This is a genomic window from Paenibacillus algorifonticola (assembly GCF_000971975.1).
GTDB lineage: Bacteria > Bacillota > Bacilli > Paenibacillales > Paenibacillaceae > Pristimantibacillus > Pristimantibacillus algorifonticola.
In genome coordinates, this window is the sequence record NZ_KQ040779.1 from 154,443 (window position 1) to 174,846 (window position 20,404).

At 49.9% G+C, this 20,404-nt stretch carries 20 protein-coding genes; 4 read left to right on the forward strand and 16 right to left on the reverse strand.

Annotated elements, in window-relative coordinates; translation table 11 throughout:
• Window positions 1-118: 118 nt before the first annotated feature.
• Together WH37_RS02185 and WH37_RS02190 are read left to right on the forward strand one after the other, a co-directional pair.
• Entirely contained in the window at window positions 119-1,846 is a 1,728-nt protein-coding gene (locus WH37_RS02185) for a methyl-accepting chemotaxis protein (protein WP_046228916.1), read from the forward strand.
• Between the two features lie 177 nt (window positions 1,847-2,023).
• Window positions 2,024-3,223 carry a ParB/RepB/Spo0J family partition protein gene (locus WH37_RS02190; protein ID WP_046228917.1) on the forward strand — a complete coding sequence of 400 codons (1,200 nt, stop codon included), beginning with the start codon at window positions 2,024-2,026 and terminating at the stop codon, window positions 3,221-3,223.
• A gap of 140 nt (window positions 3,224-3,363) precedes the next feature.
• Here the strand turns inward: WH37_RS02190 and WH37_RS02195 are convergent, their stop codons facing one another.
• From WH37_RS02195 to WH37_RS02205, 3 genes are all read right to left on the reverse strand, one after another.
• Window positions 3,364-4,983 (reverse strand): ABC-F family ATP-binding cassette domain-containing protein, encoded by a 1,620-nt coding sequence (locus WH37_RS02195; RefSeq protein ID WP_046228918.1) that lies wholly within the window; start codon window positions 4,981-4,983, stop codon window positions 3,364-3,366.
• A 224-nt stretch (window positions 4,984-5,207) separates the two neighbouring features.
• The gene (locus WH37_RS02200; protein ID WP_046228919.1) at window positions 5,208-6,278 is read right to left on the reverse strand and encodes a Gfo/Idh/MocA family protein; all 1,071 of its coding nucleotides are present in this window, start codon (window positions 6,276-6,278) and stop codon (window positions 5,208-5,210) included.
• A 136-nt stretch (window positions 6,279-6,414) separates the two neighbouring features.
• Window positions 6,415-7,506: an MBL fold metallo-hydrolase gene (locus tag WH37_RS02205; RefSeq protein ID WP_046228920.1), complete on the reverse strand. Its 1,092-nt coding sequence runs from the start codon at window positions 7,504-7,506 to the stop codon at window positions 6,415-6,417.
• A 172-nt stretch (window positions 7,507-7,678) separates the two neighbouring features.
• Between WH37_RS02205 and WH37_RS02210 the strand changes: the two genes are divergently transcribed.
• Window positions 7,679-8,821 (forward strand): virulence factor, encoded by a 1,143-nt coding sequence (locus WH37_RS02210; RefSeq protein ID WP_046228921.1) that lies wholly within the window; start codon window positions 7,679-7,681, stop codon window positions 8,819-8,821.
• Window positions 8,822-9,332: 511 nt separating this feature from the next.
• On the opposite strand, the gene WH37_RS02215 is transcribed toward WH37_RS02210, so the two are convergent.
• From WH37_RS02215 to WH37_RS02240, 6 genes are all read right to left on the reverse strand, one after another.
• Window positions 9,333-10,013 carry a hypothetical protein gene (locus tag WH37_RS02215; RefSeq protein ID WP_046228922.1) on the reverse strand — a complete coding sequence of 227 codons (681 nt, stop codon included), beginning with the start codon at window positions 10,011-10,013 and terminating at the stop codon, window positions 9,333-9,335.
• 18 nt (window positions 10,014-10,031) lie between these two features.
• The gene (locus tag WH37_RS02220) at window positions 10,032-10,586 is read right to left on the reverse strand and encodes a matrixin family metalloprotease (RefSeq protein WP_046228923.1); all 555 of its coding nucleotides are present in this window, start codon (window positions 10,584-10,586) and stop codon (window positions 10,032-10,034) included.
• A gap of 483 nt (window positions 10,587-11,069) precedes the next feature.
• Window positions 11,070-12,212, reverse strand: a complete 1,143-nt coding sequence (locus WH37_RS02225; protein WP_046228924.1) for a transglutaminase domain-containing protein — start codon at window positions 12,210-12,212, stop codon at window positions 11,070-11,072.
• 241 nt (window positions 12,213-12,453) lie between these two features.
• On the reverse strand, window positions 12,454-13,086 hold the full coding sequence (locus tag WH37_RS02230; RefSeq protein WP_046228925.1) for a bifunctional 4-hydroxy-2-oxoglutarate aldolase/2-dehydro-3-deoxy-phosphogluconate aldolase: 633 nt from the start codon (window positions 13,084-13,086) through the stop codon (window positions 12,454-12,456).
• A 20-nt stretch (window positions 13,087-13,106) separates the two neighbouring features.
• Complete coding sequence (mutY, locus tag WH37_RS02235) at window positions 13,107-14,312, reverse strand: A/G-specific adenine glycosylase (protein WP_046228926.1); 1,206 nt, start codon at window positions 14,310-14,312, stop codon at window positions 13,107-13,109.
• The gene (locus WH37_RS02240; protein ID WP_046228927.1) at window positions 14,309-15,205 is read right to left on the reverse strand and encodes an AraC family transcriptional regulator; all 897 of its coding nucleotides are present in this window, start codon (window positions 15,203-15,205) and stop codon (window positions 14,309-14,311) included. Before WH37_RS02240 ends, mutY begins: the two co-directional genes overlap by 4 nt.
• Window positions 15,206-15,358: 153 nt before the next feature.
• On the opposite strand from WH37_RS02240, the gene WH37_RS02245 reads away from it, so the two are divergent.
• A complete protein-coding gene (locus tag WH37_RS02245) occupies window positions 15,359-15,715 on the forward strand; it encodes a c-type cytochrome (protein WP_046228928.1) in 357 nt (118 codons plus the stop codon).
• A gap of 228 nt (window positions 15,716-15,943) precedes the next feature.
• On the opposite strand, the gene acpS is transcribed toward WH37_RS02245, so the two are convergent.
• The 7 genes from acpS to WH37_RS02275 form a co-directional block, all read right to left on the reverse strand.
• Window positions 15,944-16,339 (reverse strand): holo-ACP synthase, encoded by a 396-nt coding sequence (acpS, locus tag WH37_RS02250; protein WP_046229005.1) that lies wholly within the window; start codon window positions 16,337-16,339, stop codon window positions 15,944-15,946.
• 66 nt (window positions 16,340-16,405) lie between these two features.
• The gene (locus tag WH37_RS36945) at window positions 16,406-16,741 is read right to left on the reverse strand and encodes an SDR family NAD(P)-dependent oxidoreductase (RefSeq protein WP_074904826.1); all 336 of its coding nucleotides are present in this window, start codon (window positions 16,739-16,741) and stop codon (window positions 16,406-16,408) included.
• Window positions 16,728-16,979, reverse strand: a complete 252-nt coding sequence (locus WH37_RS36950; RefSeq protein ID WP_052736752.1) for an SDR family NAD(P)-dependent oxidoreductase — start codon at window positions 16,977-16,979, stop codon at window positions 16,728-16,730. Before WH37_RS36950 ends, WH37_RS36945 begins: the two co-directional genes overlap by 14 nt.
• 89 nt (window positions 16,980-17,068) lie before the next feature.
• Window positions 17,069-17,878, reverse strand: coding sequence for an ammonia-dependent NAD(+) synthetase (gene nadE / locus WH37_RS02260; protein ID WP_046228929.1), 810 nt, complete (start codon window positions 17,876-17,878; stop codon window positions 17,069-17,071).
• Between the two features lie 14 nt (window positions 17,879-17,892).
• Complete coding sequence (locus WH37_RS02265) at window positions 17,893-18,327, reverse strand: BrxA/BrxB family bacilliredoxin (protein ID WP_046228930.1); 435 nt, start codon at window positions 18,325-18,327, stop codon at window positions 17,893-17,895.
• A 157-nt stretch (window positions 18,328-18,484) separates the two neighbouring features.
• Entirely contained in the window at window positions 18,485-18,628 is a 144-nt protein-coding gene (locus WH37_RS35910; RefSeq protein WP_177217991.1) for a hypothetical protein, read from the reverse strand.
• A 74-nt stretch (window positions 18,629-18,702) separates the two neighbouring features.
• Window positions 18,703-20,388: an ATP-binding protein gene (locus WH37_RS02275; protein WP_052736753.1), complete on the reverse strand. Its 1,686-nt coding sequence runs from the start codon at window positions 20,386-20,388 to the stop codon at window positions 18,703-18,705.
• Between the last annotated feature and the right edge of the window lie 16 nt (window positions 20,389-20,404).

Consider the following 20,404-nt stretch of genomic DNA (forward strand, 5'->3'; position numbering starts at 1 on the left):
TTTGTTTGTGATTGGCCCCGCATCTCCCTAATAACGCTTTCTATTTTTGCCGATACATATAGGTAGTGAGACTTACGGACTATTGCTGCAAAAGATGCCAGGGAGGCTGCTTTCATTGATGAATAGCTTGTTTATGCGTATTTTTATGTTTTTCTCTATTATTTTGCTTATTATTGGTTCAGTGCTTGGTGTTACGCTCTATCGTGCTTCCGCCCATTTAGTAGAAAATTCGATGGGTATGCAAGCGCAATCCGTTGCCGAGCGGGCAGCCAGCCTTATTGATACGCAGTTATATGATAAGCTCAGCGCAGGCATGGAGCAAACCGATTATTACAATGAGCTGCGTACCCAGCTTAACGATATGCGTGAAGCGAACGGCTTAAAATATTTGTATACGCTCGGCATGCGTGAAGAGGGCGGACAGCCTGTCTACTTTTACGTCGTGGATGGCGCCCCTCAGGACGTAGCCGAGGATGATTTTTCACCTTTCGGCTCACTAGAGGAAAACCCTTATGGCGGCATGATTGCCACCTTCGAGCAGGAAAAACCGAGCATTGGCGAGCTGACACAGGATGAATACGGCTCGACCTTATCTGCTTATGTGCCGATTATGTCTGCTGATGGCAAGCTGCTTGGCCTCGTCGGCGCTGATCTCGATGCGACGAAGGTGTATGAGCTGATGGAGCAAAATCGCAATACGATGATTTGGATGGCGCTTGTTATTTTCATACTCAGTCTGCTGCTCGTTTATTTGCTCGCCCGTTATTTGACAGGGCCGCTCGTCCAGCTCAAAAAGCTGATTGCTCGTGTGGGCAGCGGCGACTTAACGGTCGCCATTGATCTAAACCGCAAGGATGAGGTCGGGCAGCTGGCCGATGCCTTCAAAACGCTTGTAGAAGATACGCGCACGGTCATTAGCGGCATACGCAGCAGCTCAGACCGGCTGCTAACCGCTGCCGAAGCCGTTTCTTCCCACTCCCTTGCGACGAAGAAAGCAGGCGTTACCATTACAGACAGCATTCAGCAAACGGCGGAAGGCGCTGCCGCACAGGTTGTACGCGCTGGGGAAGTCACGCATGCGATGGAAGCGATAACCTCAAGCATGCAGCATATTGCCCATTCCGCTGCAATCGTCTCATCCGTATCTGAAGCAACGACAAGCAGCGCTAAAAATGGCGAGGAAGCGATTTCCGCTGTCATTCAGCGGATGGACACCATTCATGCCGCCACTTCCAAAATGACAGAAACGTCAGCACAGCTTGAGCAGCATTCCGGCAAAATCGTCGAAATTATTTCGATTATGAAAGGGATTGCTGCACAGACCAATTTGCTTGCCCTAAATGCCGGAATCGAGGCTGCCCGTGCAGGCGAGGAAGGACGCGGCTTCGCCGTCGTCGCCTCCGAGGTAAGGAAGCTCGCTACACAATCACAGGAATCCTCCGAGCATGTGGAGACGCTCATCGCTGAAATTGTCCGCCATACATCTGATTTGTCTGGGCAGATGGAAACCAGTAATACGGAAGTACTCGCAGGGCTAAGCGTTGTCCAGGAGGCAGGAGCATCGTTCTCCTCCATCCATTCCGGCATTGGCACGATTAATGAGCGCCTGCATGAAGTATCTGCCGCATCCGAGCAGCTGTCTGCCGGATCGCAGGAGGTCGCTGCCTCCATCGAGGATATGGAGAGCATTTCCCGCCAATCGGCCTCGCGCTTTGAACAGGTCGCTGACGCTTCCGGGCTGCAGCTTGCCTCGATGAATGAAATCAGCCTCTCAGCGGAATCGCTGCGCCAGCTCTCTAAAGAGCTGAATGCACTCATTGGCCGCTTCAAAACCGAGCAAGCGTAAAGGAACGATGCCATCCTTTGATCGTGGCACCTGTTTCGCAGTGAAATAGAAACCTAAAATCCCATCATTTCTAGGGCCTTCATTTCCCCGAAGGCCCTCCTTGTTATATAATTAAGGTTGGCCCATAAGCCTTGCCACGCTGGCATGAAAGCCTGGTTTATAGATAGGAGAGTAGATATGGACATTATACAAATGGATATTAATCTGATTGATGAAGATACGGACCAGCCCCGCTACCAATTCGACGAGCAGTCGCTGCAGGAGCTCATAACTAGCATCGAGGAGCTTGGCCTGCTGTCGCCCATTAAAGTCAGAAAAACGGATAACGGACGCTACAAAATTATATATGGCAACCGCCGATACAAAGCTTGCATCGCGCTTGGGAAGCCGACGATTCCTTGCATCGTCTCGACGATGACCAATGAAATGGATATTTATTTGGAGCAAATTGCCGAAAATTTGACGCGTGAGGGCTTCTCGCCGATTGAAGAGGCGGAGGCGTTTCACAAGCTGCTGAATAATGAGAAGTTCAGCAGCTCCGTTAAATTTCTTGCGAGCAAGCTCAGCAAGCCGGAATCATATATTAAAAATAAATGCGAGCTGCTCAAATTCAGCAGCGCGGTCAAGAAGCGAATCGTCAGCGGCACAGCGATCCGCAAGGATGTTCTGACGGAAGATCAGCTGCTTCCGATTAAAGACTTGCCGATGGAGCTGCGCGACCCGCTCGCGCTTATTTTCGCGCGTGACGAGATGCCCGTCAGCGATGTCAAGAAAATCGCCAAGCTATTCAAGGACCCAGATATTTCAGCAAGCACGAAAGAGAAGCTGCTGTTCAAGAACGGTCCCGGGCTGCTCGAAACGTGGTCTGTTCGCCAGAACAATAAAGCCGAGCGGGCCAAGCCCGCCCAGCCGGCAGAGCCAAAAAAGAAAGCTGCTCCATTGCAAGCCGAGCAGCAATCTGTACAGCAGCCTATGGAGCAGCTGTCTGTAGAGCAGCAAGAACAGCCGCAGGTCGGCGTAATGGACAACCTGCCTAATCAAACCGCTTCGCTTGCTGCTAATGCGGATTCTGTTGATAGCGCTGTTGTTTCGGCCGCCCAACCGGCAGCTGCTAATGTGACTGAAGCAGCTGCGCCTGTTACCGCCTTAGCGGCACTCGCAAATGCAGAAGCAGAAGCGGACCTGGATGGTATGCCACCTGTTCTAGCCCAGCTTCAGCAATTAATGACGACGCTGGAGGCTGCGGGCGCGCCGCCGCTGGCGAAGGCGCTTGAAAGCATGGAAACGGAAGCCAGAGACACTTTTCTACAGGATGTCGACAAGCTAATTGTCCATTTGCAGCATCAGCTGCTGGAATGGAACCAGCATAAAGAATAGCCTAGTCCACCATAACCACAGGGGTTAAGGATAGGAGCTTCCACTATTGTAGCTACTGCATCAAACGCAAAAAAAGGCTGCCTCATCGTCGTGTAGACGAGAAGGCAGCCTTTCTCTATTTCAAGCTGAATCCAGCTCTATTATTCGGCGTACATTTTTTCCCGAAGCGCTTTAACCTCTTCGCTTTCAAGGTACTCATCATACGTCATCATGCGATCGATCAGTCCGTTAGGCGTAATTTCCATAATGCGGTTCGCAATCGTTTGGACGAACTGATGGTCATGCGAAGTGAACAGAACCGTGCAATCCGTATCGATCAAGCCGTTATTGAGCGCTGTAATGGATTCGAGATCCAAGTGATTCGTCGGCTCATCCATTAGGAACACGTTCGAGCCGCTGAGCATGATTTTGGATAGCATGCAGCGGACTTTTTCTCCACCGGACAATACGCTTGCTTTCTTAATCGCATCGTCACCGGAGAACAGCATCCGTCCGAGGAAGCCGCGGATGAACGTCTCATCCGGATCTTTGGAATACTGGCGCAGCCACTCGACCAAGTTCAGATCAACACCGTCAAAGTAAGACGAGTTGTCTTTCGGGAAATAGCCTTGCGTTGTTGTAACGCCCCACTGGTACGTGCCAGCGTCCGCTTCAACCTCGCCCATCAAAACTTGGAACAACAGCGTCTTCGGCTGTTCATTCGGGCCAACAAAAGCGATTTTGTCGCCTTTATTAACGGCAATCGTCAAGTTATCCAGCACCTTCACGCCATCTACCGACTTCGTCAAGCCTTCTACGAGCAGCAGCGATTTGCCTGCTTCGCGTTCACCCTTGAAGTTGATAAACGGATATTTCCGGTTCGAAGGACGAATGTCATCGAGGGAAATTTTATCAAGCAGCTTCTTACGGGAAGTCGCCTGCTTGGATTTCGATTTGTTCGCGCTGAAACGCTGAATGAACGCTTGCAGCTCTTTAATTTTGTCTTCCTTCTTCTTGTTCTCGCCGCGCATCAAGGAAAGCGCCAGCTGGCTGGACTCGTACCAGAAGTCGTAGTTGCCGACATACATCTGGATTTTACCGAAATCGATATCAGCGATATGCGTACATACCGTATTCAGGAAGTGACGATCATGGCTGACAACGACGACCGTTCCTTCATATTTTGCAAGGAAATCTTCTAACCAGCGGATCGACTCAATGTCCAAATGGTTGGTAGGCTCATCGAGCAGCAAAATGTTCGGTTCGCCGAACAACGCCTGCGCGAGCAGCACACGTACCTTCTCGTTACCGCTCAGCTCAGACATCGACTTGTCATGCAGATCAGGCGTGATGCCAAGGCCGTTCAGCATTTCTGCCGCCTGCGACTCGGCTTCCCAACCGTTCATGTCGGCGAATTCAGCTTCCAGCTCGCCTGCGCGCATGCCGTCTTCATCGGTAAAATCAGCTTTCGAATACAACGCATCTTTCTCTTTCATTACATCGTAAAGCTTCTTGTGGCCCATCATAACCGTTTCAATAACGGCAAACTCATCATATTCAAAATGATTCTGTCTGAGTACAGCCAGACGCTCGCCCGGTGTAATATGCACCTCACCGCTCGATTGCTCTACTTCTCCGGACATAATTTTCAAAAACGTCGATTTACCTGCGCCGTTCGCGCCAATAAGGCCGTAGCAGTTGCCCGGCGTAAACTTAATGCTAACATCTTCAAAAAGCGCCCGCTTCCCAAATCGAAGCGTTATGCCAGTAGTACTAATCATGGTTCGCAATCCCGTCCTTCACATTCATTCTCATTATCTTGCATTATTATAGCACAGTATGCCCGCAAACGAACCTCGAATTGTCAATTCGCTGCATTTTTCCGCGCGAACAGGCCCCGGTGAAGCCACCATTTCAAACGGCGGCCTTCCGGGACCTTGTTCCTTATGTGCTTGCGCCAGCAAGGCCACAAGAGGCCTACTGCGCCGCTATTCCTGCTCCATGCTTAGTCCCAGTGCAGCTTCACTTCATTGCCTGTACGGGAGGATTCATAGATCGCATCCAAAATCCGGCTGTTCGTATAACCGCTCAGCGCCGAAGCGATCGGCTGCTTGCCTTCGTTAATGCAGTCGATGAAATGCCTGCTCAGCAGCACGCGATCCTCTTCCCCATCAAATGGCGCGATTTCTGATTCCACAACTTTATCATCCTCATGCGTGACGAAGCAGCCATTCGTGCCAACAAGCGCTGCGCCGCCCTCCGTACCCATCAAATGGATGAACGGCTCCTCGCTAAGCGAAGCCGAATGCGCGGCCCAGCTGACGTCCAGCGACAATGTCGCGCCATTTTCAAACTTGATGAGCGCCGTTGCCAAGTCCTCGACATCATAATAGCCGTCCCAGTTCGGCGTACCCCAAGTGCCCATGCCGCGGCGCTTCGGACCAAACTCGGCATACGTCGAGCCATATACCGATACCGGACGCGGATTGCCCATCAAATACAGCGACAGATCAAGCATATGCACGCCAATATCGATAAGCGGGCCGCCACCTGCCTGATCCTTGCGGGTGAACCATGAACCCCAGCCTGGAATGCCTTTTTTGCGGAACCAGCCGGTTTTTACATTGTAGATCGAGCCGAGATCGCCATTTTCCACACGTGCTTTAATGGCACGGTTAATGCCGAGCCAGCGCATTTGATGCGCCATCATAAGTACTTTGCCAGATGCCTGCGACGCTTCATAAATCGTACGGGCCGCCCCAGAATCGATAGCCATCGGTTTCTCCAGCAGCACATGCTTGCCCTGCTTCAATGCCTCAATCGCTAAGGGCGCGTGAAATTGGTTCGGAACGCCGATAATGACCGCATCCAGTTCCGGATCCTCCAATAGCGCCTGCGGACTTTCATGAATCGTCGCAATGCCAAATTCCGCTGCGCGCTGCTCAGCAAGCGGCAAGTATACATCCGTTACCGCCGTTACAATCGCGGCTTCCGCTCCTACCTTTTGAAACGTCTCCATATGCACTTTGCCGATAGCCCCGGCCCCAATAATTCCTATACGAATCGGTTGACTCATTACGTGCCCCTCCTAATAACGATGCGCTGTCATTTATTATTGCCGTTCATTCTGCTTGCCTACTTACTAAGTATACGCATGAAGTGGGCTGGAAGTCATTTCACAGTTTTGGCTTTCTCTTGTCCGCGTTTGGCATTTATTCTCCTGCAAGCCGCCATGATTCCCCATGAGGCAGCACAACAATACGCTCTTCCTCGATGCAGCGGCTCTCCCGGCAAGCTTCAAGGCGGTCCAGCGCTTCGCGCGGCGTATCATCGGCCAGCTTGAAGGCACCGTAATGCATCGGTACAAAAAACCTCGCCTTCACATCCTCGAACGCCTGAAGCGACTCCTCCGGCGTCACATGCTGCGGCCCCATGAACCATTCCGGCTCATAAGCACCTATCGGCATTAACGCAACATCAATATGGAACTTGCGCCCAATATCCTTGAAGCCGGGAAAATACCCGCTGTCACCTGCAAAATAGACGGTGGGCGCAACTCCTGTTACAGGACGGGCAGCATGTCCCGGTCCGTGGGAATGGCCTTGGCGATCTGCTGCTTCCGCTGCCTTCTGCTCGCGCTCCGCCACACCGCCGCCCGTGCCGTGCAGATGCACTTTCGCGTGCGAGTGGTCGCCGCTTCCGCTAGGCAGCGTCGCATAAGGCTCCATCACCCAGCCGCCCCAATGCGAGCTGTTCGTATCCCACGGATTGCGCCTCGTCCAATGCTGAGACGGTACGAAGGTAAATTTTACGCCATGAATATGAACGGATTCCCACCAATGCAGCTCCTTGATACGGCGAAAGCCTTTTAGCTTGAGCTTGCCTGCAAGTCCCGCAGGGACGAGAATTTGCTTCACGCCTCCCAGCTTGCGGAGCGAGTTAATGTTCAAATGGTCATAATGCGAATGGGAAATGAGCACGACGTCAACCGGGGGCACATCGCTGATGGGAATGCCCGGTGGCGCAAGCCTTTTTTCAAAGGCCATATTCCCTGACCAGACCGGGTCCGTCACAATGTTAAGCCCCGCCATCTGGATCAGAAAAGTCGAATGCCCGACCCAAGTGACGGAAGGATGCTTGCGGTTGTGATGCAAATAATGGAGATCCGGCTCTACATTCGGCACGGTATATGAATAATCTTTGCTTTTAATCTTATTTGATCTTTCCGAGCGCCATCTTTTAAACTGTTTAAAGGAGTTATGCTGTTCGACCTGCTGTTGATTCTCAAATCTTCTGGGTTTCATCCTGGCTTCCTCCTACGCATTACGAAAATAGACTATAGCATTAAGATACCAACTACGAGCATCCGAAGCAACTTTCATACGGCCTCTTATGCACCTTGTATTCGCATCCTCCTGCAAATTCATGTAAACTAAACCCATAACCTTTGAATTGTATGAACGGAGGATGATAAATGTGAAGCTTTTATCCATTGAACCGACGCCCAGCCCGAACTCCATGAAACTGAATATGGATGAATCGCTGCCGCGCGGCGTAAGACAGACTTTTTCGAAAAAAGAAGCAGGAAACGCACCGGAGCCACTGAAAAGTCTCCTTGCTATAGAAGGGGTGCGCAGCATTTTCCGCACCGCTGATTTTATTGCCCTGGACCGCGTATCGAGCGCGGATTGGGCACTCATTCTAGCCGAAGCAAGAACGCTGCTGCATGGCGACGACAGCGGAGCTGGGCAAGCAACCTTGACCGAGAACAGCTACGGCGAGGCGCATGTGCTCGTACAGATGTATCGAGGCATTCCGATGCAGGTACGCGTGAAAAATGGCGAGCGTGAAGCCCGCTCCGCGCTGCCAGAGCTGTTCACGAACGCCGTCAGCGAAGCGGCTGGCTCTTCAATGATTCGCGAACGCAAGCTGGAGGAGTTCGGCGTCCGCTATGGCGAGCTCGAAGAAATCGCCGCCGATGTCGTCCGCGAGCTGGAAGCCGCCTATACGGCGGAGCGGCTAGTTGAGCTGATCGCCGCAGCGAAGGCGCAAGGCGCAGCGGTCGGCGATGCCGCAGCCGCTCCGGCAAGGCCGGCCCCGCTCACGGCGGACGAAATCGCCGAGCGGCTGGAATCGCCGGACTGGCGCATTCGTTATGCCGCGCTTGATCGCTTGACGCCAGAGCCCGAGCTGCTGCCGCTGCTCGCTAAGGCGCTGACCGACGACACGGTGTCGATCAGAAGGCTCGCTGTTGTCTATTTGGGCGACCTTCGCACAGATGAGGCGCTGCCTTATTTATTCCAGGCGCTTCGCGACAAATCGGTATCGGTGCGAAGAACGGCTGGAGACACCCTCTCCGATTGGGGCGATCCTGCCGCAACTGCTCCGATGATTGAATCGCTCAGCGACACGAATAAGCTCGTGCGCTGGCGGGCCGCCCGTTTCCTTTATGAGGTTGGCGACGAATCGGCCATTCCCGCCCTGCGCATCGCAGCACAGGACAGCGAATTCGAAATTCAGCTGCAAGCGCAAATTGCCTTGGAGCGCATCGAGCGCGGCGAGGAAGCTGCCGGCTCCGTTTGGCAGCAAATGACGGCCGCTCGCCGGCAGGGCAAATAAAGCTTAAGCCACACTCACTGAACGCCCTTACTTTAAGATTATCTTTCCTTTTGCTTAATCCTCATTGCTCATAATTTCTTAACTCATGCGGTGCATGGATGAACCAACTGTCCATTAAGGTATAAGAGGCAGAGGCACCAGCAGCTATTAGGTACTTGTAGTTCTTTGAATGCGGGTTTAATTTCTTTTGGTAGTTGATTGAACGGCTCTTTTTGCTCTATCCTATAGAGGACACTTCTTCTGTGTGGTAGTGGATTGCTCGACACAATCACTATACCAAACCGAAGCGGTGTTTTCTATTTTGCAAGGGATTCATGATAATCCCGATTCAGCCATGCTTGTCAAGGCTTCATAACCAATTTCACTCTGCGAAATTTGAGTAAAATACAGCCATTACAAACTATATTTTGCGTCAATCCAGAATGTCCGTAAAGGTATACCTTTACAAACCAAAAAAAGCCTTGCTCACTCGTAGATACGAGTAAGCAAGGCTTTCAAACCCATTCACCCCTTACTTGCTCTCCTCTTTCGCAGCAACTTGCGTTTTAATTTCTCTAAATAATGCGTCTTTTGTTAAACCGCTTATCTTATCAATAGAGGCTAGTTCGATCTGTTCAGAATGAAATTTTATCGTATCTCCCTTTTTTGCTGTTAAAGTCTGTTCACCGTTTTCTGTATTCGCTTTCAGTGCAACCTTGCCCGCAGAATCAACTTCGACTTGGAAAGGTACTGAAGATGGGCCGAATACATCTTTCGTCTGTGCTTTTTTCAAAAACAGCACATACATTTTATCAAAATCGGGTTTGCTATAATTGGGCGAATTAAGCGCCGCCTCATATTCAACATCGTCTAGGGTATATTTTAATAGAGTGGTATGGGGAATGGAAACATTAATAGTCCCTTCAACATCGCCTAACAAAGATTCATCCACTACAAACGAATAGACTTCGCTAAGATGATTTTCCCCCATATCCCAATTCTCAATAAACTTCTCGTAGTGGCCGGATACAACATAATCGGAATTATTAACTAATCCTGTAACGTCCCCACTCACTGCATAATCGGGTGAATAATTTACATTATACGCACCAGGAGTATACTTCTCTTTTGTTGTAAATACTACCACCGCAGCCACGAGCGCTAAGCATAATGCTGCAATTAGGGTAATCCTATGATTGAATTTTTTCGTCATTTTTAATTCCTCCCTTAATTATAGTGGGTAAAGCGCATTTACTCCGTTTATATCATCCGTTTGAGGTGTGTAAACGGTCTCTCTGTCTCTGCTTGAGTTCATAATGGCCGTGACAAGGACTGAAACATGATCCAGACCAAGCGCGTGTCCTAATTCATGTCCCGCAGTGCTTCTTCTAGTTTTAGAGTAATTTACAACATTCGGATTACCGATATTGAGATCCGCGGTAAAATAAGAAATTTTTGCCGTGCCTGAAATTGGATAAGTAATGCATACTCCATACAACGAAGGATTATCGACATCTTGAGTACCAACCTTGTTCAATGATGAAACATTGAGCGCCGAAAGATTGAATTTAATTTTACTTTGGCTACTATTCCAGTCAGAAACTGCTGAATCAAAAGCGGCTCTATAAGTAGTATTAGTGGTAGCGTATTTCACAGAAACGTTGTAAGTATTACCATTGGTCTTGGACCATGTGTGGCCGGTAAAAGAATAAGCCAAAGCAGATGACGTAAAAATGAAAGTCATGAGTATTAACGTTGTGACGGTTAGTAAGGATTTTTTTCTCATATTTTCATTCTCCCTTTTTTTTATTTTTCTTACAAATAAATAATTCAACTGTATAGAATTTTCTTTGAAAATCTGAACTCTTTTTTCTGAAAAAAAGTTGCACGGACACTAACTTTGTTGAATTGGCCTACATTTACTTGACCCTTTCACTTTATATCCCATCCAGCCCCCTTCGCCAAGGACACGGTTATGTAGTGTTATATGGAAAACTAATACTGATAGGTCATAGTATTAAACGATCCATAAAAAGGATATGTTTCATTATTTAGATAAATTTTCAAGAAAAATTTAGAATGGGAACACACCAAACTTTACATCATATAAAAAAACGGTAGTCCCTCGTATGGACTTCTGCTTTTTCTCCATCACCAATCAAATAAACAAAAAACCTCCTGACTCCCTTTCAACAAGTTGAAGGGAGACAAGAGGTTTTTTGCTATTTAGCTCGTTTTTGCTACATGGCTTGTGGACCTTGTACATTGGTCAATACGTCAGCTGCAATTTCACCAGCTGCGAGCCATCATGCAAATAAGGCTCATAGCGTGCAGAGTAGCCAATCGGCACTTGCAGCGCGGCCACGGCGCTTTTGAGATCGGCGGAAAACGTATCGCCTTTCATATAGCGAAACTCAAGGCTTGTGGCTCCGCGCTTTACGCCAGCGCGAATTTTCTCGGTCAGCGCTGCCCGATCGGCGACGATGTTTTCCGGCTTCAGCCACTGGAAGCCAAGCTGCTGCCCAAGCTTTTTGTAAGAAGCTGCGGCGGAGCCGCCTTTCTTCTCAAGCTTGTCTAGCTCTGCGGAATACGAAGTATTCGCGGCTGGATAGCTTTTTTTCCATTGATGGTCATGGCGCATTTCCTTGTCCGTTTTCAAATAGTAGCTGTACTGGATCGTATTAGCTGGCGCAGCAGGATCGGTCGATACCGGATCGTCCCATGTCACATCGAGATGGTACCAATACCCGCCGAGCTTCACCATATTCCACGCATGATCGCCCGTATCAACTGTACCCTCGGCAATCCTCGTTGTAATGCCTGCTTCACTCAGCATTTTGTAGGCAAGCAGCGCGTAGCCCTGACATACCGCACTTCCTGTAGTGAGTGCTTCATAAGCGGTATATTGCGTCAGCGACTGGTCGTATCGCAGCTTGCCCGCGATCCAGTCATGTATGGCCTTTACCTTCAAATGGTCATTCATGCCAGGAGTCACCAGCTTCTTAAGCTGCTGCGCGACCACACGGTCCACCTCGGCCGTCTGCTCCTTCGATTCCCGGTAGCTCGCCTCCATCTTGATCGTTGAACGAGTACCCAGACTGCGCGTCGTATACACATACGATTCCAAAATATACGCCGTATAATCATCCTTCGCCATCGCGCGGTCAATAATTGATTTAAGCTCTGCCGACAGCTTGCTGCTATCCCCGTTATATTGAAGCGTAAAATGCTCTTCTCTATTTTTAAAATGTGCGGCCATTTCCTGCTCCAATTGACTGATCGTTCCGCTGCCTTGGCCCTGCTGCTCCGATGCTGCAAATACAGGCAGCCACTCCGGCTTCATTGTAAAATAAAGCGTGCCTAACACCGCCGCCGCGATGACCGCCGGTTTCCAAATGGAAAAACGCATCATGCTCACCCACCTTTTTTGTAAGCGATTTCCTTCTTGTAATATAACTGTAATATATCGCTCAGGTTATATTCATCTTATCCAATTATACTAGCTTTATGACCCCCCTTTATTATATATTCTCTCTTGCAGCCTGCGGCCGATGTTGCCGCAGGCCCTTTTGTTTATTTATTACCCCCAGTAGATGATAGAAAACTTAAAATATATAAATAGCGAGCTAGGGATAACTGCTTACAAGCCCAAATTAAAGCTTGCTCACCGCATCAACGAACTGCCGCGCCCGCTCCGTAACGAGTTCAAGCTTGCCTTCGCGTACCCATTCAAGGTTAACGAGCTTGCCTCCAAGACCGACGGCATTCGCGCCAGCGCCAAAATATTCGCCGAGATTATGTAAATCCGCTCCACCTGTCGCCATAATTGGAATATGGTCCAGCGGGCCGCGAATTTCCGCCAAATATTTCGTGCCAAGCGTCCCCATCGGGAACAGCTTGACCGCTTCCGCTCCAGCTTTCCAAGCTTTGACGATTTCGGTAGGCGTCATAACGCCCGGCCATACAGATACGCCATGCTCCGCGCCGTAAGCAATGACCTCCTCATCGAGATTCGGCGAAATGATAAACTGCGCCCCCGCAGCCACTGCCTCCTCCGCCATCTTAAGGTCCAGCACCGTACCTGCGCCTACAATGGCTTGACCGTCAAACCGGCTGCGCCAGCGATGAATCATCGTTGTAGCGCCCTGCGTATTCAGCGTAATTTCCATCAGGCGGATACCGCCGTCTATTAATGCTTGTCCTGCCGCATCGGCATGGCGATCCTCAATTCCTCTAAGAATCGCAACGATTTTGTGCTCAAGCAGCTGCTTCAACCTATCACTCATTCCAAAGCTCTCCCTTCGCTTTACAGATCCTGATTCCAATAATCTCGTAAAATTTTCAAAAATAAATTCGGAAATGCCAGCTCATCCATATGCTCCGGCCCAATCCAGCGATACGGCTCGCGCAGCTCTGCCTGCTGCTTTCCAGCAGCTGTATAGACAGCCGCAGCTTCGGCAGCCATTTGCGCCATTGGCCCGACAGGCTCAGCATTTATCGCACCTAAATCCGCCTTATAAACTCTCATTTTCCAATGGATATGGCTGAAAATATGATCGGCGTCCATCAGCTGGCGCTGAGGACGAATGAGCAGGCCCGTATCGCCCGCGACCGCCTCGGTCAGCAGCCCGCCAAGCGGTGCTTGCTCCGTCAGCTGCTCATCTCCGAAACGAAGCAGCGGTTCCAGCTCCTTCGGCACGAGCAAATGCGGCAGCTCCCACATTTGCGCAAGCAGCCCGGTTGCCGGACGCTGCCGCACAAGAACCTTGCCTTGATGCTCGCCTGAGCCTTCAATAATGACGCCAATACGCGCTTCCGGCCGCGGCGGCTTCGCCTTCGATTTAATAGGAAGCTCCGTCTCGCGGCCTTCCATTCTTGCCTCGCAATGCTCCATAACCGGACATGGCAGGCAGCTAGGCGACTTTGGCGTACAGACGAGCGCTCCCAGCTCCATTAGAGCTTGATTGAAGTCGCCTGCTGCGCCTTCAGGAATCAGCTCGGCGGCGAGCTTTTCGATTTTCACCCGCGTGGCCGGCTTCGCAATATCATCCTCCAGCGCAAAATAACGGGACAGCACGCGCATGACGTTGCCATCTACAGCTGGCTCGGGACGATTAAAGGCGATGCTCATAATCGCACCGCTCGTATAAGGCCCTACGCCTTTCAAAGCGGCGACGGCCGTTTTATCATCAGGCACCTGGCCTTGATGCAGCTCCATTACTTGGCGAGCCCCCGCTTGCAGATTCCGCGCCCGCGAGTAATAGCCGAGCCCCTCCCAGCATTTGAGTACCTCTGGCTCGGGTGCTTCGGCAAGCGCCTGAACCGAAGGGAATTTCGCCATAAACCGTTCATAATAAGGAATAACCGTATCGACTCTCGTTTGCTGAAGCATAATTTCCGATACCCATATCCGATAAGGGTCGCGGCTTTTGCGCCATGGCAAATCGCGATTGCCTCTTCGGTACCAATGCAGCAGTTCTCTGCTGAAATGTTGTTTTGCTTCCGCTGTCATGTATTTCTGTACTCCTCTCGATCTGTTTGCTCTGCTTCCTGCCAAGCGCTGCTGCATATAATTCGGCGGTATTCCGTAGGCGTAATGCCCGTCTGCTGCTTGAACAGCCGCGACAAATAATGATTGAGCATGCCGACCTCCGCTGCAATGGTGGCAATCGGCAAGCTCGTCGTGCGCAGCAGCCTCTTGGCTGTGGCTATTCTCCGCTGCGTGATGTATTGAACGAGCGAGCAGCCGACTTTATTTTTAAACGCAGCATGAAAATCCACAGCCGACAGGTCTGCCAGTCTGGCCAGCACGCCAATTGGAATTTGATATTGCAAATTTGCTTCAATAAAATTAAGCACTTCATCATAAACGAGCACTTCATTCCAGTGCTCATGCTCCGACAGCTGCAGCAAAGTCGTGTTTTGCGTTCGGCTGTCCTCCATGAACAGCGCAATCAGCTCGAAAAGCACAGCCTTCGTCCGCAATTCGCCTGTCAGGTCGCTTTCTTCCTGCGCCGCGAGCATTTTCGTAAACAGCTGCTTGACAACCTGTGCGTCCTTTACTTCAACCTCCAGCGGCAAATGAGCCAAATGGATATAGGATTCGGCTGCCATCTCCGCGCGGAAATGGCACCAATAATGGATAAAATGATTATCGCCCAGCGAGCCATACCTTCTTGCCCAGCCTGGACGCAGCAAATACAGCCGCCCGGCGCTGACCTTATATTTGGTCTCGTTCATTTCCAGCCAACCTTCACCTTTATCAACGTAGCATAAGCAGAAATAATCAGGCTCTGCCCGCCTCATTATCCAGCCTGCCGGACTTTTCATATAGGATGCCACCATCACATCAGCCTTTAACTGCTTAAACTGCTGGTTGAGCATATGTTCGCCAGTTATTCCCATATATCTTCCATGCCTACCGATCTCTTGTCGTATTTTCTTGTTAGCCTTTTCTATTATAGCGCTCCACTTGGCAAAATCCTATGGAAGTTGCAGCAAGCAATCCGCTATACTAACTCTATGATTTCCTAAAATCGATAAATTGGAGGAACCCTTATGTTACGTATTTCTCTATCTACCTGGGTCAAAATGCTGCTGCTTGCAGTCCTGACTACAACCCTGCTTGCTGCCTGCGGAGGCACGTCACAGCCGGGAACGAAAGCAACGCCGCATATGGATGCACCTGATGGCACAGCCTCCGTCTATAAATCCAATTGCATTAGCTGCCACGGCACAGACCTGCAAGGACGCATGGGTACGCAGACCAATCTGCAGCAGGTTGGAGCCCGGATGAGCGAGGCAGACATTGTGACGCAGCTCCAAAATGGCAAAGGCTCCATGCCGCCGTTCAAGGATCGTCTCACAAGCGAGGAAATCGCTGGACTTGCCACCTGGCTTGCTGGCAAGAAATAGACGAGCAGGCTTGTCCGCCGCCATCAGGATAGGCGGCGAGCAAGCCTGCTGCCAAAACATGCTGAATAATAAAACGTGCCGAATAAGAGCAGCAGCTACGATATTTAACTTCAGACTCCCTATCTTTATCGGCAAGTAGAGCCCTGATAATGACAAAGATGACATCAACATTACAATTCGTAGCATATTTTTGTAAAACCAACTATTTTGCTACAATAAGCAGCGCGATTAGGCAAGCCGTTCGACAATGGCTACGGCAGATGCCAGCTCCCGGTCATGCGTAATCGTAATATGAACACGTACCGAGGCAGCGGATAACTCAAGCCTCTGCCATGCCGCTTCTGACAATACACATTCCGGCTTACCAGTTTCCGAACGCAAAATGTTAATATCGCCAAATCCAATAATGCCTCCGATACCACAGCCAAACGCCTTGACCACCGCTTCCTTAGCAGCAAAGCGGCCCGACGCAAATTGAACTTTGCGTTGCCCTTCATAGCACTCCGCCAGCTTAAGCTCCTGCTCTGTCAAAATCCGCTGCAAAAATCTTCCCGCCGAACGGCCGGCAAGTATCGCCTGCATTCTACTCATATCCGTTATATCATGACCAATTCCTACTATCATTGCCTCGCCTGCCTTCAATGATTACTCTGTATGTGCTCTTCTTGTCTCCTGTCTTCCCTTCGAAAGCTACCAAGGCCGCTGTGAGCCATCTGGATTCAAAAGCACCAGCTTTGGGCAAACTCCCGACTTCACTTCGGCAAGCTGGCGTTCCATGATCGCTATAAGCGCAATCGCTGAACTATCCGGCGTAAAGTCCCCTTCCGCATCAAGCTTGCCCTGCATATAAGTCTGAACACGACCGGGATGAAGCACGAGCACATGGCCCCCGCCTTCTTTAATACGGTTGTGTATGAGTTTGGATTGCATATTTAATGCCGCCTTCGACATGCAGTAGCCAAACCAGCTCGTACGAGAGCTGTCTTCGATACTGCCCGCTTCAGAGGAAATATTAACAATAAACAATATTCAGCCGATCGGTATGTATAGCTACTAAACGCGCAGCTTCCTTAACAGAAGCATCCTCCGCGACGTTTAATTCAATGATATGAAGCCGCTCGTCGAACTGCTGCTTCAGCTCCGGCAAGCCTTGCCAATCCGAAGCATAACGCCCGGCAAATACAGTGAATCCCTTCAAAAGCAGCTGCCTGACAAAGCCCAGGCCCAAACCGCGATCTGCTCCGGTCACTAATGCATATCCCATACTCTGTTCCCCCATACGACATATTTGCTCCATAATAACAGAAGCTTGCCCGCTTTTGCAGCGGACAAGCTTCTAAAATACGTCTTTAATTAAATGCCAGGAATAGGCGCGCGCTTATGCTCGGTTTTCAGGTATTGCTTCTCCAGCTTTTCCTTTGCCTCAGCGCCAATCTCCTTGCCTTCCAAATAATCGCTGTTGTCATCGTAACTAATGCCAAGCTCAGCCTCATCGGTCTGCCCTTCCCATAAACCAGCGGATGGCGCTTTATCCAGAATGCTCTTCGGCACGCCAAGGTGCGAGGCAAGTTGACGCACCTGGCGTTTGTTCAATGAGCTGAGCGGCGTAATATCAACGGCTCCGTCGCCCCATTTTGTATAAAAGCCTGTAATCGCTTCGGATGCATGATCCGTACCAACAACGAGCAGATTGAGGTCAAAGGCGAGAGCATATTGGACAACCATGCGCGTTCTAGCCTTCACATTGCCCTTGCCGCCACGGCTAATATGACGGTGGATGCCAATATTTTTCAAACCGTGCTCCGTCTCAATGGCGATTTCGTCTACCGCTTCGCCAATGTTCGTTTCCACGGTCTTTGTAATACCGAACGCTTCAGACACCGCGTAGCTATCGGAAATATCCGACTGCTCGCTGTAAGGCTGGTAAACGCCAAGCGTCATATAGTCGCGGCCCGTTTCAGCTGTCAGCTCATCGGTTGCTTTTTTGCAAAGACCCGCTGCTACTGCGCTGTCGATGCCGCCACTTATGGCGATCAATAAGCCAGTCGTATGGGAGTCCAATACATATTTTTTGAGAAAATCAACGCGGGTGCGGATTTCCTGATCTACATCAATGACCGGCTTAACGCCAAGCCTTTTAATAATATCTGCTTGTAAGCTCATAGTTCCTCCTGCCCTTAGCGGCAGAACCGATCGAACGCATCAGCCAGATCGGCTGCAATATCCGACGCGGAACGGTTCTCGATTTGGTGACGCTCGATGAAATGAACAAGCTCTCCGTCCTTCATTAGCGCGATGGATGGGGAAGAAGGCGGATACGGAGCAAAATACTCGCGTGCTTTAGCCGTTGCTTCTTTATCCTGCCCAGCAAATACGGTAAACAAATGATCCGGTGTAATATCGTGCTGCAGTGCTTCCGCAACGCCTGGACGGCACTGGCCAGCTGCACATCCGCATACGGAGTTAACAACTACAAGCGCTGTACCTTTCGATTCAGGAAGATTTTGTTCCACATCCTCAGGTGTGCGAAGCTCTTGAATGCCAAGACGCGTCAAATCATCACGCATCGGTTGAACCATATCCAACATGTATCTCTCAAATGACATGGACACTGAAATACACTCCTTTTTGATAACCTAAATTTAGTTACTATTATAACGCTGGGTAGGAAAATAAAGCAACAGCCGTCCATGTCGCAGCTGCTGCTCTATGATTCCGCGCTCCTCCTGCTCGCAAGCTGCAAGCAGATAGCGTTCACCGCTTGCCTCATTAGACAGACGGACGATTTGGGCCGTCCAGCTTCTTGTCGAAACCAGCTTCGGTTGGGGAAGTCCCTTTGCGCTTTTTGGCATTTTCAGCATTTTGCTGCTCCTGCTGCAGGGATTGTTCAGACTTCGCATGATTGCGCTCCATGTATTCTCCTCCTTCATCCGTCTTATGATGACTGACAGGCAAAGGTAGTATGTGCAGGTTTAGTTTCCATTATGTTATTGAAGCGCAGACAAAACATCCGTTTCTCCCAGCATAAAGGTTAAAATGAAAGTCGTCCCTACCCCTTCCTCCGACTCCACCTCCAGCTTGCCATTATGCCTTTCGGCAATGCTGAGGCAAAGCGGCAGCCCTAGTCCGGTCCCTTTAGACTTTGTCGTATAAAAAGGCTTAAACAGCTGGCTCATCTGCTCAGCAGGAATACCTATGCCATTATCACGAATGCGCAGCACCACTTTATTTTCCAGAGGAAGATAGCAAGTAAATATATGTAGAATGCCCTTCTCCCCCATCGCCTCCATACCGTTGCGCACAAGATTAATCAGCAGCTGCTTAATTTCCTTGTCAGACATAAGGAAAGAAGGCAAATCTTCAGCAAGCTCCGTTTGCACGACCTGTCCTCTAAGATTGGCGTCTGCCTGAAGCAGCGGCAATATTTCCTGTATTATCGTTTGCAAGGAATGATTCTGCATCGCGACGGAACGATTTTGAGCCAATGATAAAAAGTCGCTAATAATCGTATTCGCCCGGTCCAGCTCCTCCATAACGATCTGGTAATACTGCTGCTCATTTAGTCGGCTGCGCTCCCGCATCAGCTGCATAAAGCCCCGGATAACCGCCATCGGATTGCGAATTTCATGCGTAATGCTTGCGGCCATTTGCCCAATCAGACTAAGGCGCTCCATTCGTTCCAGTTCATCGCGCAGCAGAGTAAGCTCTGTTACATCCTGGACAATCAGGGCGGCTCCCGCAATCGAATGATCCTCCTGCCTTCGGATGGCGAACGCCGTCTTAAGCAGCGTTTTGCCGTCTTCCGTTTGCGGTCCAGTACTGCTCTTGGCCCCAGCGAGTGCATCCTTAAGCAGCTTGATATAAGAACCGTCCTCTTTTGCTGTAAAAAAGGTGTCCATATGCTCTTTTCCCGAAAATAAACCTCCGCTTGCCTCAAACTGGCGCTGGAACAGCTCCTTGCCGTTCGCATTCAAATGCGTGATGACGCCATGCTCATCAGTGAACAAAATCGCCAGCAGCATTTCATCGATGAACTGCTGTTGTTTTTCTACTTCTAGCCGATAGCTGGACGAAACATTTTTGAGCTCCAGCTGCAGTCGTGAATTTTCAACAAAGCTTTCTACAATAAAAATAGATAACCAAATGGCAATGAGCGAGCCAAGCAATAGTAAAATAAATACCGCCATAAGCTCAGCCGACCAGTGAAAGCCCTCATTCATCATAAACACGAGAAACATTAAAGATATGTAAACGGAGATCGGCGTTATTAATTTAACGCCTAAGAGCCGCTTTCGATGGAAGGGCGTTTTGCTGAACCGCTTGGCACAGAGCAATATAATGGGTACATGAACAAGCATAAAAAAGACAAAAACTATTTTCTCCGCCTCAGTGTCAAGCGCTGGTACTCTGAGAACAATATAAAGCAGATCAAGAATGAGGGAGCCATAAACCCCTCCGTATAAAGAGCCCAAAATAAACGGAACGAAGCGGAAATTCAACTCATATCCATTAAAATCCGTCGAAACCGACATACAAGCGACCATTGCCACCGCGCTTGCAGCCGTTATAAGCATTCGAATATGTTTTTCCTTGCGCTGCTTATAATGCCAGAGCTGAAAGGAAAATACAGGAATAAGTGAAATTACGAATTGTAGCAGCAATTCTTTCAACACGAACGACAGGTCTCCC